Source organism: Rathayibacter sp. AY1A3, assembly GCF_002930975.1.
GTDB lineage: Bacteria > Actinomycetota > Actinomycetes > Actinomycetales > Microbacteriaceae > Rathayibacter.
The window spans coordinates 131,015-150,088 of the sequence record NZ_PSTO01000005.1 but is presented as its reverse complement, the minus strand read 5'-3'; the positions used below and the strand labels follow the sequence as shown (position 1 = coordinate 150,088).

Sequence of the window (19,074 nt, the reverse complement as noted above, 5' to 3'; positions counted from 1 at the left end):
GCAGCGTCACCGCGGCCGAGATCGAGGCGGGGCACGCGCAGATGCAGGACGCGGTGGCCGAGTTCCTGGCGCCGTCGCGCGAGGACCGCCCCGACCTCCGACTCCCCCGAGCGGGAGACGTCCGCGCCCTGGTGGACGAGCGCCGTCGTGTACCAGATCTACCCGCGCTCGTTCGCGGACTCGAACGGCGACGGCATCGGCGACCTGGGCGGCATCCGCTCGAAGCTCGACCACCTCGCCGACCTGGGGGTCGACGTGATCTGGCTCTCGCCGGTCTACCCGTCGCCGCAGCACGACAACGGCTACGACATCTCGGACTACGAGGACATCGACCCGCGGTTCGGGACGCTGGAGGAGTTCGACCTGCTCCTCGCGGAGGCCCACGAGCGCGGCATCCGCATCGTGATGGACCTCGTGGTCAACCACACGAGCGACGAGCACGCCTGGTTCGTCGAGTCCCGCTCCTCGCAGGAGGACCCGAAGCGCGACTGGTACTGGTGGCGCCGCGGGCGCCGCTCGGCCGAGCCCGGCCGCGAGCTCGAGGCGGCCGCCGGCGCCGGCCTCGACGTCGCCGAGCCGAACGGCTGGCGCTCCTACTTCTCCGGCCCGGCCTGGACGCTCGACCCGGCGACGGACGAGTACTTCCTCCACCTCTTCGCGGTGCAGCAGCCGGACCTCAACTGGGAGAACCCCGAGGTGCGGCACGCGGTGCACGCGATGATGAACCGCTGGCTCGACCGCGGAGTGGACGGCTTCCGGATGGACGTGATCAACCTCGTCTCGAAGGACGTCGGAGCCGTCGACGGCGAGCAGGGCGGCGCGGGCATCGTCGGAGGGGTGGGTCCGCGGCTCCACGAGTACCTCCGCGAGATGCACGAGGCCGTGTTCGCGCACCGCGAGGGCTCCTTCCTCACCGTCGGCGAGATGCCCGGTGTCACCCTCGAGGAGGCGGTGCTCGTGACCGATCCCGAGCGGCGTGAGCTCGACATGGTCTTCCAGTTCGAGCACGTCGGCATCGACCACGGAGTCGACAAGTTCCACCCGGTGCCGCTGGACCTGGTCGCCTTGAAGGCCAACCTCGCGCGGTGGCAGGACGGCCTGGCCGAGCGCGGCTGGAACAGCCTGTACCTCGGCAACCACGACCAGCCGCGTCTCGTCTCGCGCTTCGGGGACGACGGCGCGCACCGCTACGAGTCCGCGACCCTCTGGGCGACGCTCCTCCACCTCCAGCGCGGCACGCCGTACATCTACCAGGGCGACGAGATCGGGATGACGAACGTCCCGTTCGCCGGCATCGAGGACTTCCGCGACGTCGAGTCCCTGAACTACTGGGCCGAGGCCGTCGACGAGCGCGGCGAGGACCCGGCGACCGTGCTCGCCGGGCTGCGCGCGCAGAGCCGCGACAACGCCCGCACGCCGGTGCAGTGGGACGACGGCCCCCAGGCCGGCTTCACGACCGGCGAGCCGTGGATCGCGGTCAACCCGAACGCCGCCGAGGTGAACGTCGCCGCTGACCGGGCCGCCGAGCGGTCGGTCTTCGAGTACTACCGGGCGCTGATCGCGCTGCGGCACGCCGATGAGACGGTGCAGCTGGGCCGCTTCGCGCTGCTGGAGCCCGAGCACCCCGCGCTCTTCGCCTTCACGCGCACCGGACCGGGCGAGCTGCTCGTCGTCGGGAACGTGTCCGGCGAGCCGATCGACGTGCCGCTGCTCGAGGAGTGGGCGGCTGCCGAGACGGTCCTCGGCAACGTCGCCGGTGCGACCGGGTCGACGCTCGGCCCATGGGAGGCGCGCATCCTGCGCCGCTGAACCTCGCCGCGCCCCGCTCCGAGCCCGGCGCGGGGCGCGGCGCTCGACGGCGGCGGACCAGCGGGCGAGAGCCTCAGGCGGAGACGCGGTCCAGCTGAGCGATGTCGCTCCGGGTCAGCGGGAGCGCGGCCGCCGCGAACAGCGACTCGAGCTCCGCGGCGTTCCGCGCCCGGACGATCGCCGCCGAGACCTCCTGGTGCGAGAGCACCCAGGCGAGCGCGACCACGCCGGGCTCCGTGCCGTGGGCCCCGGCGATCTCGTCGAGGGCAGCGAGCACCCGGGAGCCGTGGCGGCCGACGTAGTCCAGGCCCGCCTCGAACAGGGCCGACTCCGGCTCGTCCGTGCGGCTGCGCAGGGCGCCGGTGAGGTAGCCGCTCGCCAGGGGCAGCCGCGCGAGGGTGCCGAGCTCGAGCCGCACCACCTCGGGGGCGACGTCGGTCTCGTAGGTCCGGCGCTCCATCAGGCTGTACTCCGACACGACGGCCGAGAGCGACGGCAGCGCGAACGCGGTCGCCGTCTCGTGCAGCGCCGTGATCGCCGCTCCGCTGAAGTGCGCGGCGCCCAGGGCGCCGACCGAGCCGTCCGCCAGGAACGGCGCGACCGCCGCCAGGCTGTCGGCGATGGGGATCCCGGGGTCCTCGCTGTCGAACGAGAGCAGGTCGATCCGGGTGCCGAGCCGCTCGAGGCTCCCCTCGATCGCGATGCGGACGTCCTCCGGGGCGAGTCCCGGCGCGTCCGGGTGCCGGCCGACCTTCGTCGCGACCAGCATCCGCTCGCGCAGCCCGCTCTGCTCGAGCCAGCGGCCGATCATGTACTCGCTCCGACCGGTCGCGTAGTGGTCCGCGGTCGAGATCAGGGTGCCGCCGAGGCGGCCGAACGCGTCGAGCACCTCGGTGGTGTCGTCGATCCCGGCGGCCCAGCCGAAGACGGAGCCGTCGAGGGCGAGCGGATGCACGGGGAGGCCGGTCCGACCCAGGGTGCGTGAGAGGAGGGGCGTCTCCGGCTCGGTGGCCAGGGGCGTCGGGTCGGTCACGGAGTCCTCCGGTCGGGGCGGTGCGGCGCGGTCCCGCCACCGTACCCCATGCCCCCGCCGACGACGGACGCCCGCCCCACCGGAGTGGGACGGGCGTCACGGTCGTGCAGGAGGGATCAGCTCTCGGCGGGAGCCTCGACCTCGGCCTCCTCGGCCACGACGGGCGCGAGGGACAGCTTGCCGCGGTCGTCGATCTTGGTGATCTGGACGAGCAGCTTCTGGCCGACTCCGAGGACGTCCTCGACGTTCTCGACGCGCTTGCCGCCGGCGAGCTTGCGGACCTCGCTGATGTGCAGCAGTCCGTCCTTGCCGGGGAGGAGCGAGACGAACGCGCCGAAGGTCGCGAGCTTGACGACGGTTCCGAGGAACTGCTCGCCGACCTCGGGGTTGGTCGGGTTCGCGATGGCGTTGACCTGCGCGCGCGCGGCCTCGGCCGACGGACCGTCGACGGCTCCGATGTAGACGGTGCCGTCCTCCTCGATGGAGATGTCGGCGCCGGTCTCGTCCTGGATCGCGTTGATCGTCTTGCCCTTGGGGCCGATCAGCTCGCCGATCTTGTCGACGGGGATCTGCACCGAGATCACGCGGGGCGCGGTCGGGGCCATCTCGTCGGGCTGGTCGATGGCCGCCGTGAGCACCGCGAGGATCGTGGTGCGGGCGTCCTTGGCCTGCTTGAGCGCGGCGTCGAGCACCGACGACGGGATGCCGTCGAGCTTCGTGTCGAGCTGGATGGCCGTGACGAACTCGGCGGTTCCGGCGACCTTGAAGTCCATGTCGCCGAGCGCGTCCTCGGCGCCCAGGATGTCGGTCAGCGCCGCGTAGCGGGTCTGGCCGTCGACGACGTCGGACACGAGGCCCATCGCGATGCCCGCGACCGGGGCGCGCAGCGGCACTCCGGCGTTGAGGAGCGACAGGGTCGACGCGCAGACCGAGCCCATCGAGGTCGAGCCGTTGGAGCTCAGCGCCTCGGAGACCTGGCGGATCGCGTAGGGGAACTCCTCGCGGCTCGGCAGCACCGGCACGAGGGCGCGCTCGGCGAGGAAGCCGTGCCCGATCTCGCGACGCTTCGGCGATCCGACTCGGCCGGTCTCACCGGTCGAGTAGGGCGGGAAGTTGTAGTGGTGCAGGTACCGCTTCTTGGTGACGGGCGACAGCGAGTCGATCTGCTGCTCCATCTTGAGCATGTTCAGCGTGGTGACGCCCAGGATCTGGGTCTCGCCGCGCTGGAAGATGGCCGAGCCGTGGACGCGCGGGATGACCTGCACCTCGGCGTCGAGCGGGCGGATGTCGGCGAGGCCGCGTCCGTCGATGCGCACGCCGTCGCGAAGGATGCGGCCGCGGACGACCACCTTCGTGACGGACTTGTACGCCGCTCCGACCTGGTTGTAGGCCTCGGCGGAGAGCTGACCCGAGGCGATGCGCTCGGCGATCTGCTCCTTGACGCGCGCCTTGAGGGCGTCGTCGGCGTCCTGCCGCTCGACCTTGTCGGCGATCTGGTACACGCGGACGAGCTCGTCGTAGCTGAGCTCGGCGACGTTGTCGTAGGTCTCCTGCGCGTAGGGCAGGAACACCGGGTAGTCCTTGACCGGCTTCGCGGTCTCGGCGGCGAGCTTCGCCTGCGCCTCGACGAGTGCGCGGAGGAAGGGCTTGGCGGCCTCGAGGCCCTCGGCGACGACGTCCTCGCTGGGCTTGGTCGCACCCGCCTTGATGAGGTTCCAGGAGGACTCCGTGGCCTCGGCCTCGACCATCATGATGGCGACGTCCGAGGAGCCGTCCTCGTTGGTGACGACGCGGCCGGCGACAGTGAGGTCGAAGACGGCGTTCTCCAGCTGGGAGGCCTTGGGGAAGGCGACCCACTGGTCGTTGCCGGAGCCGTCGGACATGAGCGCCAGGCGGACGCCGGCGACCGGGCCGGAGAACGGCAGGCCGGAGATCTGCGTGGACGCGCTCGCGGCGTTGATCGCGAGGGCGTCGTAGAACTCGTCCGGCGCGATGCTGAGGACCGTGATGACGATCTGGACCTCGTTGCGCAGGCCCTCGACGAACGAGGGGCGCAGCGGCCGGTCGATCAGACGGCAGACCAGGATCGCCTCGGTGGAGGGGCGGCCCTCGCGACGGAAGAACGAGCCGGGGATCTTGCCGGCGGCGTAGGAGCGCTCCTCGACGTCGACGGTCAGCGGGAAGAAGTCGAAGTTGTCCTTCGGGTTCTTCGAGGCCGACGTGGCCGAGAGGAGCATGGTGTCCTCGTCGAGGTAGGCGGCGACGGCGCCCTGAGCCTGCTGCGCGAGGCGGCCGGTCTCGAAGCGGACGGTGCGGGTGCCGTACGAGCCGTTGTCGAGAACGGCTTCGGCGAATGTGATTTCAGGACCTTCCAAGAGGTCTGTCTCCTTAACGTCTGCAGCGGCGCCCCTTCTGGGCGCCGGCGTTCGTCGGAGCAGCGGTCCGGTCAGGAATCGAGACGATCCCACGGCAGGGCTTCGCGCCGTGCCGTCGTGTGGAGGGCGTTCGTGCTGGCCACCAGTAGAAGAGCTCCGGGCTGTCGCGACCTGTGCCGCGAGCGGGACGTGCCGCCTGCGACTCGTGCCGCGGCGGCGCGTGCTCTGTCGCACGCTGCCGCTGTCCGGGACTCCACCACCGAGGACCAGCTTCCTGCCGGCCTGCTCCGTGGCTCGAACCCTGGGTCGACCGGCGGTCGCTTTCGGATTCGGAACCGGTTCATGCTATCAGCCGCGGTGCGGTTCCTCCATGGACCGCGCCGACCCGGGGGCCTTCAGCCCGTCAGCCCCGCGTCTCGTGCATCAGCAGCTCGACGCGCAGCCCGCCCCTCACCGTCACGATGCGGGCCGGCACGCGGGGCGACCTCCCCGCCTCCGAGAGCCGGGCGAGGGCGGCCTCGACCACGTTCTCGAGACCGCGCGGCACCTGGCCGACGAGCCCCGAGGGGCGCTGGGCCGCGAACAGGCGGACCGGCATCGGAGCGTCCACGCGCTCCTCCTCCGCGGTGCGGCGCGGGATCACGGCCGTGACCTCGTCCTCGCCGAGGGCGAGCACCCGCGCGATCTCGTCCTGGTGCGGCCGGGAGTCGGCGAGGCGGAGGAGGGTGTCGCCGCGCCGCGACTTCGGACGCAGCTCGTAGTCGTAGTCGTCGAGCTTGCCCGAGCCGCGGTCGTCGGAGGGGAGGGGGTTCGCGTCGCCGCGTCCGAACGAGAAGAGCTTCATGCCCCCATTGTCCAGCGCGCGGCCCCTCCCCCGCTCGCGTCAGGCGGTGCGCCGCATTCGGGCGATCGCCGCGAGCACCAGGACGAGCACGACGGCGACGAAGCCGAGCAGGACCGGGACGGCCGGCAGGAGCGCGAGCGCGGCACCGATCGCCAGGACCGGCACCGCGAGGCCGAGGTAGGCGGCGAGGAACACGGCCGCGAGCACCTCGCCGCGGGTCTCGTCGGTGGCGAGCGAGCCGGCGACTCCGAGCGCCAGGCGGAAGAGCAGGCCCACGCCCGCTCCCGCGAGCACCCCGCCGACGATGAAGGCGGACACCGAGACGATCACGGCGCCGGTCGCGACCAGCAGCAGCCCGGCCGTCAGCGCCACGGCCGCGAGGCGGAGCGCCGTCCGCGAGGACAGCCGGATCGAGACCAGCTGCGCGACGGCTCCGGCGGCGAAGACCCCGAAGGAGACCGCGCCCGCCTCGAGGTGGGAGGTCTCGCCGAAGCGCCCGGCGAGGAAGGTCGGCGCCAGCGAGGTGAAGAGGCCGAACACGGCGAACCCGGCGAACGCGCCGACCGCGGCCGAGAGGAAGACGCCGCGGGACGCGGCCGGCACGGCCAGGCGCTGCGGACGGTACGCCGGGAGGACCTCGCGCCGCTCGACCGTCTCGGGGACGAGCGCGACGCCGATCCCGAGGACGACCAGGAGGACGAGGAACACGGCGTACGGGACGACCAGGGGCTCGCGCACCGTCGCGGCGAACACCCCGCCGACGAGCGGGCCGAGCGCCAGCCCGCCCATGTTGACGAGGGCGGAGACGGCGCGGGAGGTGCCGGGGCCCTCCTCCGGGCGGGCGACGGCGCGCAGCTCCGAGAGGTGGGCGGTGGCCGTCGCGGTGAGCGCGCCGACGCCGAGCCCGGTCAGCAGGCGGGCGAGGATCAGCCCGGGCACGTCCGGCCAGAGCAGGAACACGGCGGCCGCCAGGACCTCGACGAGGATCGACGCGAGCAGGATCCGGCGGCGGCCGAGCCAGTCGCTGACGTGCCCGGCGAGGAAGAGGCTCGCCACGACTCCGACCGCGTACGCGGCGAAGACCACGGTGACGACGAAGGCCGGGAACCCGTCGCGCTGCTGGTAGATCGCGTAGAGCGGTGTCGGCACGGTCGAGAACGCCATCACCGTGAGGAAGGCGACGGCGATCACCCAGAAGCCGTGACGGTGCGGGAGCTCGCGGCGATGGACGGACGGGAGGGAGCGCTCGGTGGTGGTCACGGTGTCCACAGTGCTCCGCCCCATCATCCGTGTCCAACGGAGGATCTCGGATGGATTGATCGTCCCTGTTGGATAATGGGCGCATGGACGACCGCCAGCTCGCCGCCTTCATCGCCGTCGCCGAGGAGCTCAGCTTCACCCGGGCGGCCGCGCGCCTGTTCGTCGTGCAGTCGACCCTCTCGGCGAGCATCCGCTCGCTCGAGCAGGAGCTCGGCTCGCCGCTGTTCGCCCGCTCGACCCGGCGGGTGGCGCTCACCGCGGTCGGCGAGGCGCTCCTGCCCTCGGCCCGATCGGCGATCGACAGCCTCGACCGGATGCGCTCGCTCGCGGCCGACGACGCGGCGGGGCTCCGCGGGCGGGTGCGGGTGGGCACCTTCTCCGCCCTCGACCTCGTCGACCTGCCCGGCGCGCTCGGCGTCTTCCGCACTCGGCACCCGCTGGTGGACCTTCTCCTGCGCACCTCGACCACCGGCTCCACCGGTCTCGCCGAGGACCTGCGCCGCGGCCTGCTCGACGCCGCTCTGCTGGCACTGCCGGCGACGCAGCTGCGGGGCCTGGCGGTGACGCGGCTGGTGCGCAGCGACTACGTCCTGCTGGTGGAGAGCGCGCATCCGCTCGCCGCGGCGGGACCGCCCTCCCCGCAGGACCTCGACGGGCTCACCTTCGTGGACACGCCCGCCGGCTTCGGCAACAGGGTCGCCGTCGACCTCGCCTTCCGCGAAGCCGGGGCGTCGCGCCGGGTGGCCACCGAGGTCGCCGATCTGCCGGGGATCCCCCGCTTCGTGCAGGCGGGGCTGGGGCCGGCGATCGTGCCGCGCGCGGGCGTCGAGCCGCTGGAGGGCGTCACGGCCCTCGCGCTCGACTGGCCGGGGCTGGTCTGGGAGCTCTCGGTCTGCACGGCGCCGCGCCCCTCCGCCGCGGTGCAGGCGCTCACGGCCGTGCTGGCGGAGCGGTCGGCCTAGGCCTCAGCCCTCGCGCAGGGGGCCGCGGACGATCGAGTCGCCGGAGTGCTCCGGGTCGTCGTCGAACGGCTCCTGGGAGACGTCCACGAGCGGGTACTCGGCGAGGTCGACGTCGTCGGGCACGGCGAAGACGCCGTCGGTCCCGTCGAGCACGCCGAGGCCGACCAGCCCGGAGGCGTCGGCGGCGAGGAGCCAGACCTCCCGGTACGAGTCGTCCGCGCTCTGCGCATCGAGGTGCACGTGCAGGCGGCGGGTGCCGTCGGCGTCCTCCAGCTCGGCGGTTCCGCTCGCTCCCTGCCAGTCGGGGAGAGCGGCGAGATCAGCGCGCGCCACGACGGCGGCGGTGTCGTCGCTCCGCGAGGCCTGCCACCAGGCTCCGCCCGCGACCCCGATGACGAGCGCGCCGAGAGCGGCCAGCACGGCGCTCAGAGCGCGGGGCCGGCGGCGGCGGGCGGGACGGTGCCGTCCCGGGGGAAGGGCGAGCGGAGGCGGCACGGCAGCGGCCGACGACGGCAGGGCGCCGGGCCCGAGGTCGCCGAGGGCGAGCTCCTCGCGGATGCGGTCCCAGACGATCGCGGGCGGCGCCTCCAGCTCGACAGCACGGCTCGCACGGCCCAGGCCCGCGGCGTGGCCGAGCTCGACCAGCTGCCGGGCGCAGTCGGGGCAGTCGCGCAGGTGGGCCTGCTCAGCGTCGCTCGAGTGCTCGCCGAGGGCGAGCAGGGCGAGCTCGTCGGGATCGAGGTGGGTCATGTGCTGCTCACCTCCAGGCGGGAGCGGAGCCGGTCGAGGCTGCGGCGGATGTGGCTCTTGACGGTACCGAGCGGCAGGCCGGTGCGCTCGGCGATCTCGGTGTGGGTGAGGTCCTCGTAGAAGGCGAGGCCGATCACCCGCCGGGGGACGGGATCCAGGCGGGCCAGCTCGTCGGCGATCAGGATCCGCGCCTCGAGGTCGACGGGGGACTCCCCCTCCTCGACCGGCGTGACGGCGACGAGGGCCTCGGTGAGCCTCCGCTCGCGCGCCCGCGCCTCGTGCGCGTCCGCGATCCTCCTCCGGGAGATCCCCACCAGCCAGGCTCCGAGAGCCGCCCGTCCGGGGTCGAAGCCCGAGCGCGAGGTCCAGGCCGAGACGAAGACGCGCTGCACCACGTCCTCCGCGTCGCCGCGGTCGCCCAGCGAGCGCAGCGCCAGCGTGAAGACCAGCGGCGACCAGCGCGAGTACGCCTCGGCGAGCGCCGCCTCCTCCCCTGCGGCGAAGCGGCGGCCGAGCCGGGCCACGAGAGCGCTGTCGGCCTCGGCGCCGTCGGCGGGCTCGATGGTCTCGATCAGGGGGTCCCTCCAGGGCTGCGGGGAGCGCTGCCGCCCGGGGGCGTGCGGCGCTGCGAGGCTCATCGTACGTCGCTGAGGCTCGGGCGGGCGGGTCAGCCGGCCGGGACGGCCGTGACCACCACGTTGCTGAGGTAGTGGCGGGTGTCGTAGTCGAAGTCGCCGCCGCAGGTGATCAGGACCAGCCGCGGCGGTCCGTCGGCGGCGAACACGGCCGAGAGGTCGACCGTGGTCTTCTCCGTGGTCTCCACCGTCGAGACGGTGTACGCGCGCTCCGCGCCGTCCGCGCCGGTGAGGGTCACGGTCTGGCCCGGGACCGCCTTCTTCAGCTCGACGAACGGCCCGAGGCCGTAGGCGAGGGAGTCGACGTGCGCGGCGATCACGACCGTGCCCTCCGGCTCGTCGAGGCCGGCGCCGAAGCGGTACCAGCCGGCGACCTGCGTGTCGGGCACGAGCTCCATCGTGCCGTCGTCCGCGACTCCGACCGGCTCGACGGCCATGTCGACGGGGAGCCCGTCGACGACGAGCCGCTCGGGAGCGAGCGCGGTGGGGGCGGGGGTCGCCCCGAGCCGGGCGTCCGCCACCGGGACGGACGGCACCGCTTCCGGCGGGGCCGCCGCGGGCGAGGAGGGGACCGTGGCCGGCACCGGCTGCTGGGGCGCCGAGGAGACGGCGGCGGGAGCGGGCTCCACCCGGGACTCCTGCGCCGCGCATCCGGCGAGACCGGCACCGGCCACGATCAGCCCGACCACGGCGAGGACGCGCAGAGGGAAGGGGCTCCGGCTCATGGCGTCCTCCTGGGTCGTGGTCGGGGGGTGCCGGGACGGCCGCGCTCCAGCACGGCCGTCCCGGCGGTCGGATCCTCGGGTCAGCGACGCGAGGCGGCGGTGCGGCGGCCGATCAGCACGGCGCCGGCAGCGGCGAGGGCGGCGAGGAGTGCTCCGCCCCACCAGCCCGCGGCGGCGTCGGGGCGGTTGTCCGCGGCGAGGCCGGCCTCACCGGCGGGGACGCCCGACGGCGAGGAGTGCAGTCCGTCGATGGTCTGCGTCGCGAGAGCGAGGTTGCCCTTCTCCAGGCTGCCCCAGGCGTAGACGATCGTGTTCACGCCCTCCTGGACCTGCACGTCGGCCGGGCCGATGACCGGCGCGGTGGTCCCGGTCGCGGCGACCACGGTCGAGATCGTGGCCGGGGCGAGGTTCAGCACGCCCTCGTTCGGGTTCGTCACGTTCGTCAGGACGGGCGACCCTCCGGCGAGGATGTCCACGGCCGGAGCGGCGGCGATGTGGCGGACCGTGAGCCGGCCCTCGCCCGCGGCAGTCTTCGAGATGTCGTTGGTGAAGAGGGTCGCGGTGGGGGTGTTGTCCGGCGTGAGGTGCGCCGCGACGGTGTAGCTCTTCCCCGCCTCGAGGCTGATGTCGATCGGGCCGATCACGGGGGCGCTGGCGTCCGCGGCGGTGGAGGCCGTGATGGCGACCTTGTAGGTGCCGGTGGGGAGGTCGAGCGGGCCGGCGAGCGAGCCGGGGGTGAAGTCGTCGAGCGTCAGCTTGCCGTCGACGTAGACGTCGACCGGGGTGTCGGGGACGGCGTGCAGGACCGAGAGGTCGGCCGAGTCGGCGTCGGCGGCGGCGGCGGGCGTGGCGGCGATGCCGACGACGGCCAGGGTTCCGATGCAGGCACCGGCGAGCAGGCTGCGGGAGAAGCGGGAGGTGGTCACGGTGTTCCTCTTTCACGATGGGACCCGCGTGGGGTCGGGGGGTGGTCGAGAAGGGCCTTCACCACTACTTCCGGCCGAGGCGCCTCCTCGGATGCACCCGGTCTGAGATTCCTCGAAAGAATTCCTGCCGGACACTTCGCGAGCCCCTCGCAGCGCTGGCCCGAGCGCCCGCGCCGGGCTAGCCTCCGACCAGGAGGTGCGGAGGATGGGCAGGCGCGGCGTGGTCCTCCTCCTCGCCGCCGCGGCGCTCACCACGGCGGCGGTCGCGGGCGTGCAGGGCTCCCTCGCCCCCCGGGCGCCGGTCGCCGACCAGGCCGCCGCCGCCTCCGACGCCCCCGCCCAGTGCGACGACGCCCGGGAGCTGCTGGCCGCCTCGTCCGCCTTCGAGGGCGGAGCGGGCGTGCCGGCCGGCCACCTCGTGGCCTGCCTCGACGAGGACCACCGGCGCCTCACGATCCACAACCGCACCCCCGTCGTCTGGAGTCTCGGCGACTCCTCGGTGCGGGGCGTGACGAGCGGGACGGACGGAGTGACGGGGCTGCTGAGCCTGCACGCGTCGCAGTCCTCCTCCGGGCTGCTCCTCGCACCCGGATCGGCGGCCTCGGTCTCGGCCGGCGACGGGAGGATCCGACCGCGGCCCGACGAGCCCTCGACCCGGCTGCAGCTCGCGCTCACCGCGGTGGTCGCGGCTCAGGATCAGGCGATCGGCCCCTCCGCCGGTCCCGACAGCATCATCCGCGGCGCCGCGCTCACCTGCGCGGTCGTGGTCGCGGAGTCGGACACCGGCTGGCGGGTGACCTCGCCGCGGGCTCTCGCCGCGGCGGCCGAGGACCCGGTGTGCGCGCGCGACTGGGCCCGCGCCCAGCGCAGCGCGGCGGCGTGGCGGATCGCCCTGCCCGGGCTCGTCGACGCCGTGGAGGCTCCCGGCCGCCCCGAGGAGGACACGGCGCTCCAGCGGGCCGCGGCCGACTGGTTCTCGGCCTCGAGCGGCTACTCGTGGGGCGGAGTCGACCGCCCCGCTCCCCTGCCCTGACCGGCGCCGCGCGCCTCGTCCGCCCGGGAACGCGAACGGGCCGCCCTCCGCGAGGAGGACGGCCCGTTCGGCAAGAAGTTCGCGGTGTCATCGAGACCGCGCCCTGCTCCAGGAGGAGCTAGCGGCGCAGACCGAGACGCTCGATCAGCGAGCGGTAGCGGTTGATGTCCACATCCGACAGGTAGCCGAGGAGTCGACGACGCTGACCCACGAGCAGCAGCAGACCACGACGCGAGTGGTGGTCGTGCTTGTGCTCCTTGAGGTGCTCGGTGAGGTCCTTGATCCGCTTGGTCAGGACGGCCACCTGCACCTCGGGGGATCCGGTGTCACCGGGGTGGGTCGCGTACTCTTCGATGATCGCCTTCTTGACATCTGCTTCGAGTGCCATATATGGGATCCCCTCTCTCTCGTTGCGCGGTGCCCGGCGCCTGATGCGTGGGCTCTCTTGATCCGCGGCCGTCGAACGGCAACCGGACGACTCTACCAGAGGGAGGGCGGTATCAGGAGCCGGTGGCCCGGTTCCAGAGCACGACGAGCCACGGCGAGACCAGCAGCTGCCAGTAGACGAGCACGAGGACGTTGAGGACCACGCCGATCCAGCCGGCGATCGGCGGGCGCTTCTCGCGACGCCGGGCGCGGAGGGTGGAGACGGCGAGCAGGATCCCGGCGAGCAGGACCGCGTGCACGAGCGCGGTGTAGAGCACGCCGACCAGCAGATCGCTGACGGCCTGGTCGCCCGGGTAGGCGCCGAGCGAGATCAGTGCGTACCAGACGAAGAACGACAGCGGGACGGCGAGGACGGCCAGGAGGACCGAGACGATCCCGGCTCCGTAGCGGCGGAGGAACCCGCGGGCTCCCGAGGCCGTGGCACCGGTCCGAGCGGCTCCGGCGCGGACGCCGCCCGTGGAGCTGCGCCGACCGCCCGTGGCGGCCGCCGCGCGACGCGCGCCCGCCTCGGCGGCGGTGCGGATCGAGCGTCGTGAGGGGGCGGCTCCGGCTGCTCGCGGGGCAGGAGGACCCTGACGCCCGGGCGCGCCGTCGGATGACGTGCTCATGCCTCTCACCCTAGGGGATGACCCCTGAGCCCCCGGATCGGCGCGACGCGGCCCGCCGGGGCGGCGGAGTCAGCAGAATGGAGCGAGTGAGCCAGACCCCCCGCGCCCCCCGGCGCAGCCACGTCCTCGACGTCTCCCCCCTCCGCGAGTCCCCGGCCTTCGCCCGGCTCTGGGCCGGCAACGTGATCTCGGGCATCGGCGGCCAGATGACGATCGTCGCGGTCGGCCTGCACATCTACGAGCTCACCGGATCGACCCTCGCGGTCGCGCTGGTCGGCGTGGTGGCGCTGGTCCCGACCGTGATCGCCGGCCTCTACGGCGGGATGCTCGCCGACGCGTTCGACCGCCGCCTGGTGCTCCTGCTCGCCGCGGTCGTGGCCTGGGGCTCGACCGCGGGGATCGCGGCCCTCGCCTGGCTCGGCGCCGAGACCCCGCTCTCCCTCTACGTGCTCACCGCCGTGAACGCGGTGGCGACGACGGTGATCGTGACCACCCGGATGACGCTGGCTCCGCGGCTGCTCCGCACCGAGCTGGTCCCCGCCGCCGCCGCGCTGGGCGGCATCGCGAGCGGAGTCGAGGTGACCGTGGGGCCCGCCCTCGCCGGCGTGCTGGTCGCCTCCTCCGGCTTCGCGATCACGTACACGATCGACGTCGTGCTGTTCCTCGCCGCATTCCTCGGCATCGCGGGGCTGCCGGCGCTCGTGCCCGAGGGCGAGCGGCAGCGGCCGGGGCTGGAGTCCCTCCGCTACGGCCTGGGCTTCCTGAGGGGCGCCCCGAACATCCGGATGTCCTTCCTGGTCGACATCGTGGCCATGACCTTCGGACAGCCGCGCGTGGTCTTCCCGGCGGCCGCCGCCGTGCTGCTCGGCGGAGGCGCGGTGACGGTGGGCGCGCTCACGGCCGCGTTCGCGATCGGGGCGCTGATCAGCGGCGTCTTCTCCGGCCGGCTGACCGGGGTCCGACGGCAGGGCCTCGCGATCGGCCGCTCGATCCAGGTGTACGGAGCCTTCGTCGTCGCCTTCGGCGCGGTCCTGCTCGGTGCCGCGCTCGTGCAGCACGACGCGTCGGCGCCGAACGCGGTGCTCATCGCGCTGGCGGCGGTCGCCCTGGCCGGCGCGGGCGCCTCGGACAACGTCAGCTCGATCTTCCGGCAGACGATGCTGCAGACCGCGGTCCCGGACAACATGAGGGGTCGTCTCCAGGGCGTGTTCATCGTCGTGGTGACGGGCGGCCCGCGGGTCGGCGACCTCTACACGGGACTGCTCGCCTCGCTCGCGCTGCTCTGGCTGCCGCCGCTCGCGGGTGGGCTCGCGATCATCGCGATCCTCGCCGCGGTGCTGCGACTCCGACCGGGGTTCCGTGGGTACGACGCCCTGCACCCGACGGCCTGAGCGGAGGGGCGTCTCCCTCGAGCCGGACGGGACAGCGCGCCCGCCCGCTCGGCTCAGGCCGGCGGACGGGCGCGCCGGGGATCAGTCGCCGGAGGCCGCGTCGGCGCCGCCGCCGTCGGTCAGCCGGTCGTCCGAGACCAGTCCGCTGTCGTCGTCGCGGCCCTCGACCCGCACCGGGCGGTAGACGTGGAAGCCGTCGTCGTCGGGCTCCAGCTCCCAGACCACCTCGACCTCCTCGCCGTCGATGTCGGCCAGGCGGGTGAAGGAGCGCTGCGGGGAGCCGTCGATCATCTCGAGGCGGATGCTCTCCTGCTCCGCTCCGCTGTCGAGGATGGCGGTGTACGTCGATTCGGTGTCCATGCCTCGACGCTAGACACGCGCGGGGAGGCGTCGCCACCCCTTGCGGCGGCGCACGGTCCGCGTAGCGTCGGCACCATGACCGACACCGACATCACTCCCGCCGACTCCGACGACCGCGAGCAGATCACCGAGATGGTGAAGAGCGCCGGGATCGGGCTCCTCACCACCGTCAACGCCACCGGGCAGCTCGTCAGCCGTCCACTCAAGGCCCAGGACATCGACTTCGACGGCGAGCTGTGGTTCTTCACGCAGGACCCGTCGCCCAAGGTCGACGACATCCGCGCGAACCCGAGCGTCAACGTCGCGTTCGAGTCGAAGAAGGGCTACCTGTCGGTGGCCGGCTCGGCGACCGTCGTGCACGACCCGGCGAAGGTGGACGAGCTGTGGTCCCCGGCCGTCGCCGGCTGGTTCCCCGACGGCAAGGACGACCCGACCGTCGCGCTGATCCGCGTCGAGGCCGAGACCGTCGAGCTGTGGGCGACCGACGAGCCGCGTCCGGTGGTGCTGTTCAAGGTCCTCAAGGCCGCCGTCACCGGCGGACAGCCCGACATCGGAGAGAACCGCACCGTCTCCTTCGAGTGATCCCTCCTCCGGGGCGCCGCCGGGGCGCGGCGCCTCGCGGGGACAGGCGTCAGGCGCCGCCGAAGCGCTCGGTGCGGACGCGCTCGGGCGCGTGGCCCTGCTCGACCAGGGCGGTGGCGACGGCCTCGACGAACGAGGTCGGGCCGCACACGTAGACGGTCGGCTCGAGCGAGGCCGGCAGAGCCGCCTCGGCGAGCAGCTCCGGAGTGACGCGGCCGGCCGGACGTGCCGCTCCCGCCGGCGCGACCCGGGTGAAGACGTGGTCCACCGCGACTCCGCCCGTCGCGGCCGGCCGCTCGGCGAGCGCCGCCAGCTCCTCGCGGTAGTAGGCGAAGACGGGCGAGCGGACCGAGTAGAGCAGCTGCATCCGCGCCGCGCTCCCGGACCGGGCGTGCTCGCGCGCCATCGCCATCAGCGGCACCACGCCGCTCCCGCCCGCGATCAGCTGCACCGGCTCCGCCTGCTCCGGACGCCAGACGAACCAGCCGCCGATCGGACCGCGGATCTCGAGCCGGTCGCCCGCTTCGAGGCCGTCGACCAGGTACGGGGAGACCTCCCCGTCGTCCAGCCGCTCGACCGCGAGCTCGACCCGCTCCCCGTCGGCCGGGGCGCCTATCGAGTAGGAGCGGCTCGCCTGGTAGCCGTCGGGCGCGGTGAGGCGCACGTCGAGGTGCTGCCCCGCCAGGTGGCCCGGCCACCCGGGCACGCGGAGCACCAGGAGGCGCGACGTGGGCGTGAGCGGCGCGACCGACTCGGCCACCGCCTCCGTCCACATCACCAGTAGCGCTCCTCTTTCCAGGGGTCCCCGTGCATGTGGTAGCCGTTCTGCTCCCAGAAGCCGGGCTCGTCGCCGGGCATCAGGCGGAGCGTCCGGACCCACTTCGCGCTCTTCCAGAAGTAGAGGTGCGGCACCAGGAGCCGGGCGGGGCCGCCGTGCTCGGCCGCGAGGGGCTTCCCCTCGAACTCGGTGACGACCCAGGCCCTCCCGCCTCGGATCTCGGCGAGCGGGAGGTTCGTCGTGTAGCCGCCGAAGCTCTGCGCCATGACGAAGCCGGCGTCCGTCTCCAGGCCCTCCAGCAGCGTGTCGACCGAGACGCCGCGCCAGCTGGTGCCGAGCTTCGACCACCGGGTCACGCAGTGGATGTCGGTGTGCACGTCCTCGTGCGGGAGCGCGTCGAACTCCTCCCGGTTCCAGCGGCGCACGCCCGCGGGGCCGCCGTCGATCGAGAAGGCCCACTCGTGGATGTTCGGGGTGGGCCCGATCGAGAGGACGGGGAAGCCGTTCTCGAGGTGCTGGCCCGGCGGGAGGTCCGGGTCCGCCTCCCTCTTGCCGAAGAAGCCCCGCGTGATGATGCCCATGTCCGCCCTCGTCGTCCTCGGGGCCTGGCCCCGGATCGCTGGAAACCGCTCGTCGCGCTCACGCTACCGCTCGGTGCTACCGCATGCGGGCCCGCCGGGCGAGCCCGGGACCGTGTCGGACGTCGGTGCCAGGATCGGGGCATGAGACGAACCGTCGTGCCGCCGTACCTCCTCGTCCGCATCGCCCGCCTCGACGATCCAGCCTTCGCCCGGGCCGCGCGGGCCGCGAGCCGCTCGCTCGAGCAGGACGTGCCGTTCCGGCGCGTCCGGCCCGGAGAGCCCGCGCCCGACCGCGGGGCGCCGACCGCCACCGCGACGTCCTCGCCGCGCACCCGCGTGCAGTCGCTCCAGCGCACCATCGCGGACGCGCGGACCGAGGAGACCCTGCCCGGCACGGTCGTCCGCCGCGAGGGCGAGGCGGCCACGGGGGACGCGGCCGTCGACGAGGCGTACGACGGCCTCGGCGCGATGTCGGCCTTCCTGCAGGGTGCGTACGGCCGCGACTCGATCGACGACGCCTGGCTGCCGCTCGACGCGACCGTGCACTTCGGCGACGACTACGACAACGCCTTCTGGGACGGCTCGCGGATGGTCTTCGGCGACGGGGACGGCCAGGTGTTCCGCCGCTTCACCGTCTCGCAGAGCGTGATCGGCCACGAGCTCGCCCACGGAATCACCGAGTACACGGCGAACCTCGTCTACCGCGGCCAGTCCGGAGCGCTCAACGAGTCGGTCTCGGACGTGTTCGGAGCCCTGCTGGAGCAGTACGGCGCCGGCCAGAGCGCCGACGAGGCGAGCTGGCTGATCGGCGAGGGGCTCTTCACCGACGAGGTGCAGGGCACGGCCCTGCGGTCGATGATCGCCCCCGGCACCGCGTACGACGACGACGTCCTCGGCTCCGACCCGCAGCCGGGCTCGATGGCCGACTACGTCGAGACCGACGACGACAACGGCGGAGTGCACATCAACTCGGGGATCCCCAACCGCGCGTTCGCCGTGGCGGCGACGACCCTCGGCGGGAAGGCGTGGGAGCGCGCAGGGCAGGTCTGGTACGACGTGCTGACCGGGGGCGTCCTCACCGCGACGGCCGACTTCGAGGCGTTCGCCGCGCTCACCGTGCAGGCCGCCGCCGAGCGCTACGGATCCGGCTCCGAGGTCGAGGCCGCCGTGCGCACCGGCTGGACGACGGTCGGCGTGACCCTGTCCGCCTGAGCCGGTCCGATCGAGGGCGGAGGCGGGTAGCATCGCGCGCATGGACGTCATCGTGTCGCGCAGCGGCGGATTCGCCGGCCTCCGCCGGGTGTGGCGGGTCGACGTCGAGCAGCAGCCCGACGAGGGCGCGTGGCGCGACCTGCTCGGCTCGCTCCCCTGGGACGCCGCCGACGGCGAGTCCCCCGGCCGGGCCGACCGCTTCGTCTACGAGATCCGCGTGCAGACGCACCACGTCCGCCTCGGCGAGACCGAGCTCGACGGAGCCTGGCGCGAGCTGGTCGACCGCGTGAAGAAGGCGCAGCCCCGTTAGGAGCTGCGCCTTCGTCGTGTGCTCGGAGCTACTTGGTGCCGAGCAGGTCGATCACGAAGATCAGGGTCTTGCCGGAGAGCGGGTGCCCTCCACCGGCCGGGCCGTACGCCAGCGCGGGCGGGCAGATCAGCTTGCGGCGGCCGCCGACCTTCATCCCCGGGATGCCCTGCTGCCAGGCGCGGATGAGGTTGTTGAGGGGGAAGTTGATCGACTGGTCGCGGCTCCAGGAGGAGTCGAACTCCTCGCCGGTGTCGTACTCGACGCCGAGGTAGTGGACCTCGACGGTCGAGCCGGGCTGCGCCTCGGCGCCGTCGCCGACGACGATGTCCTCGACGACGAGGGTGTCGGGGGCCGGGCCCTCAGGGGCGTCGACCTCGGGCTTGGTCAGGTTCTCGCTGCTCATGCCTCGATCCTACGGCGCTCGGGAGCGGAGTCTGGGAGCGGGCTGCGAGC

At 73.5% G+C, this 19,074-nt stretch carries 21 protein-coding genes; 7 read left to right on the top strand and 14 right to left on the bottom strand.

Annotated features, from left to right (window positions below):
* Positions 1 to 147: 147 nt before the first annotated feature.
* On the top strand, positions 148 to 1,809 hold the full coding sequence (locus C5C10_RS04130) for an alpha-glucosidase (RefSeq protein WP_104328582.1): 1,662 nt from the start codon (positions 148 to 150) through the stop codon (positions 1,807 to 1,809).
* Between the two features lie 73 nt (positions 1,810 to 1,882).
* Here the strand turns inward: C5C10_RS04130 and C5C10_RS04125 are convergent, their stop codons facing one another.
* The 4 genes from C5C10_RS04125 to C5C10_RS04110 all read right to left on the bottom strand — a co-directional run bounded on the left by C5C10_RS04125 (position 1,883) and on the right by C5C10_RS04110 (position 7,321).
* Positions 1,883 to 2,842, bottom strand: coding sequence for an aldo/keto reductase (locus C5C10_RS04125; protein WP_104233259.1), 960 nt, complete (start codon positions 2,840 to 2,842; stop codon positions 1,883 to 1,885).
* A 116-nt stretch (positions 2,843 to 2,958) separates the two neighbouring features.
* On the bottom strand, positions 2,959 to 5,217 hold the full coding sequence (locus C5C10_RS04120) for a polyribonucleotide nucleotidyltransferase (protein WP_104224806.1): 2,259 nt from the start codon (positions 5,215 to 5,217) through the stop codon (positions 2,959 to 2,961).
* 403 nt (positions 5,218 to 5,620) lie between these two features.
* Positions 5,621 to 6,061, bottom strand: a complete 441-nt coding sequence (locus C5C10_RS04115; RefSeq protein WP_104233257.1) for a hypothetical protein — start codon at positions 6,059 to 6,061, stop codon at positions 5,621 to 5,623.
* 39 nt (positions 6,062 to 6,100) lie between these two features.
* Positions 6,101 to 7,321 (bottom strand): MFS transporter, encoded by a 1,221-nt coding sequence (locus C5C10_RS04110; protein ID WP_258060398.1) that lies wholly within the window; start codon positions 7,319 to 7,321, stop codon positions 6,101 to 6,103.
* Positions 7,322 to 7,404: 83 nt separating this feature from the next.
* Between C5C10_RS04110 and C5C10_RS04105 the strand changes: the two genes are divergently transcribed.
* Positions 7,405 to 8,283 (top strand): LysR family transcriptional regulator, encoded by an 879-nt coding sequence (locus C5C10_RS04105; RefSeq protein ID WP_104247423.1) that lies wholly within the window; start codon positions 7,405 to 7,407, stop codon positions 8,281 to 8,283.
* Between the two features lie 3 nt (positions 8,284 to 8,286).
* On the opposite strand, the gene C5C10_RS04100 is transcribed toward C5C10_RS04105, so the two are convergent.
* From C5C10_RS04100 to C5C10_RS04085, 4 genes are all read right to left on the bottom strand, one after another.
* A complete protein-coding gene (locus C5C10_RS04100; RefSeq protein WP_104239041.1) occupies positions 8,287 to 9,033 on the bottom strand; it encodes an anti-sigma factor in 747 nt (248 codons plus the stop codon).
* Positions 9,030 to 9,671: an RNA polymerase sigma factor gene (locus C5C10_RS04095; protein WP_104267078.1), complete on the bottom strand. Its 642-nt coding sequence runs from the start codon at positions 9,669 to 9,671 to the stop codon at positions 9,030 to 9,032. The genes C5C10_RS04100 and C5C10_RS04095 overlap by 4 nt, the downstream gene beginning before the upstream one ends.
* A gap of 29 nt (positions 9,672 to 9,700) precedes the next feature.
* Positions 9,701 to 10,393, bottom strand: coding sequence for a class F sortase (locus C5C10_RS04090; RefSeq protein WP_104328580.1), 693 nt, complete (start codon positions 10,391 to 10,393; stop codon positions 9,701 to 9,703).
* An 80-nt stretch (positions 10,394 to 10,473) separates the two neighbouring features.
* Entirely contained in the window at positions 10,474 to 11,319 is an 846-nt protein-coding gene (locus C5C10_RS04085; protein WP_104239038.1) for a DUF4397 domain-containing protein, read from the bottom strand.
* 205 nt (positions 11,320 to 11,524) lie between these two features.
* Here C5C10_RS04085 and C5C10_RS04080 point away from each other — a divergent pair, with 205 nt between their 5' ends.
* Positions 11,525 to 12,352 (top strand): hypothetical protein, encoded by an 828-nt coding sequence (locus C5C10_RS04080; RefSeq protein ID WP_104283796.1) that lies wholly within the window; start codon positions 11,525 to 11,527, stop codon positions 12,350 to 12,352.
* 118 nt (positions 12,353 to 12,470) lie between these two features.
* On the opposite strand, the gene rpsO is transcribed toward C5C10_RS04080, so the two are convergent.
* Positions 12,471 to 12,740, bottom strand: coding sequence for a 30S ribosomal protein S15 (gene rpsO, locus C5C10_RS04075; RefSeq protein WP_068252328.1), 270 nt, complete (start codon positions 12,738 to 12,740; stop codon positions 12,471 to 12,473).
* A gap of 112 nt (positions 12,741 to 12,852) precedes the next feature.
* Positions 12,853 to 13,407 (bottom strand): hypothetical protein, encoded by a 555-nt coding sequence (locus tag C5C10_RS04070; protein WP_104224815.1) that lies wholly within the window; start codon positions 13,405 to 13,407, stop codon positions 12,853 to 12,855.
* A gap of 86 nt (positions 13,408 to 13,493) precedes the next feature.
* Here C5C10_RS04070 and C5C10_RS04065 point away from each other — a divergent pair, with 86 nt between their 5' ends.
* The gene (locus tag C5C10_RS04065; protein WP_258060396.1) at positions 13,494 to 14,798 is read left to right on the top strand and encodes an MFS transporter; all 1,305 of its coding nucleotides are present in this window, start codon (positions 13,494 to 13,496) and stop codon (positions 14,796 to 14,798) included.
* Between the two features lie 81 nt (positions 14,799 to 14,879).
* Here C5C10_RS04065 and C5C10_RS04060 read toward each other — a convergent pair whose 3' ends face one another.
* Positions 14,880 to 15,158 (bottom strand): hypothetical protein, encoded by a 279-nt coding sequence (locus C5C10_RS04060; RefSeq protein WP_104224817.1) that lies wholly within the window; start codon positions 15,156 to 15,158, stop codon positions 14,880 to 14,882.
* A gap of 75 nt (positions 15,159 to 15,233) precedes the next feature.
* Here C5C10_RS04060 and C5C10_RS04055 point away from each other — a divergent pair, with 75 nt between their 5' ends.
* Entirely contained in the window at positions 15,234 to 15,740 is a 507-nt protein-coding gene (locus C5C10_RS04055; protein ID WP_104224818.1) for a pyridoxamine 5'-phosphate oxidase family protein, read from the top strand.
* A 49-nt stretch (positions 15,741 to 15,789) separates the two neighbouring features.
* Here the strand turns inward: C5C10_RS04055 and C5C10_RS04050 are convergent, their stop codons facing one another.
* Complete coding sequence (locus C5C10_RS04050) at positions 15,790 to 16,515, bottom strand: ferredoxin reductase (protein ID WP_104226284.1); 726 nt, start codon at positions 16,513 to 16,515, stop codon at positions 15,790 to 15,792.
* Positions 16,515 to 17,099, bottom strand: coding sequence for a molybdopterin-dependent oxidoreductase (locus tag C5C10_RS04045; RefSeq protein WP_104224820.1), 585 nt, complete (start codon positions 17,097 to 17,099; stop codon positions 16,515 to 16,517). Before C5C10_RS04045 ends, C5C10_RS04050 begins: the two co-directional genes overlap by 1 nt.
* Before the next feature lie 141 nt (positions 17,100 to 17,240).
* Between C5C10_RS04045 and C5C10_RS04040 the strand changes: the two genes are divergently transcribed.
* Positions 17,241 to 18,311, top strand: coding sequence for a M4 family metallopeptidase (locus C5C10_RS04040; protein WP_104224821.1), 1,071 nt, complete (start codon positions 17,241 to 17,243; stop codon positions 18,309 to 18,311).
* A gap of 40 nt (positions 18,312 to 18,351) precedes the next feature.
* Positions 18,352 to 18,621 (top strand): protealysin inhibitor emfourin, encoded by a 270-nt coding sequence (locus C5C10_RS04035; RefSeq protein WP_104283800.1) that lies wholly within the window; start codon positions 18,352 to 18,354, stop codon positions 18,619 to 18,621.
* 28 nt (positions 18,622 to 18,649) lie between these two features.
* On the opposite strand, the gene C5C10_RS04030 is transcribed toward C5C10_RS04035, so the two are convergent.
* Complete coding sequence (locus tag C5C10_RS04030; protein ID WP_104226280.1) at positions 18,650 to 19,024, bottom strand: FKBP-type peptidyl-prolyl cis-trans isomerase; 375 nt, start codon at positions 19,022 to 19,024, stop codon at positions 18,650 to 18,652.
* Positions 19,025 to 19,074 lie beyond the last annotated feature (50 nt).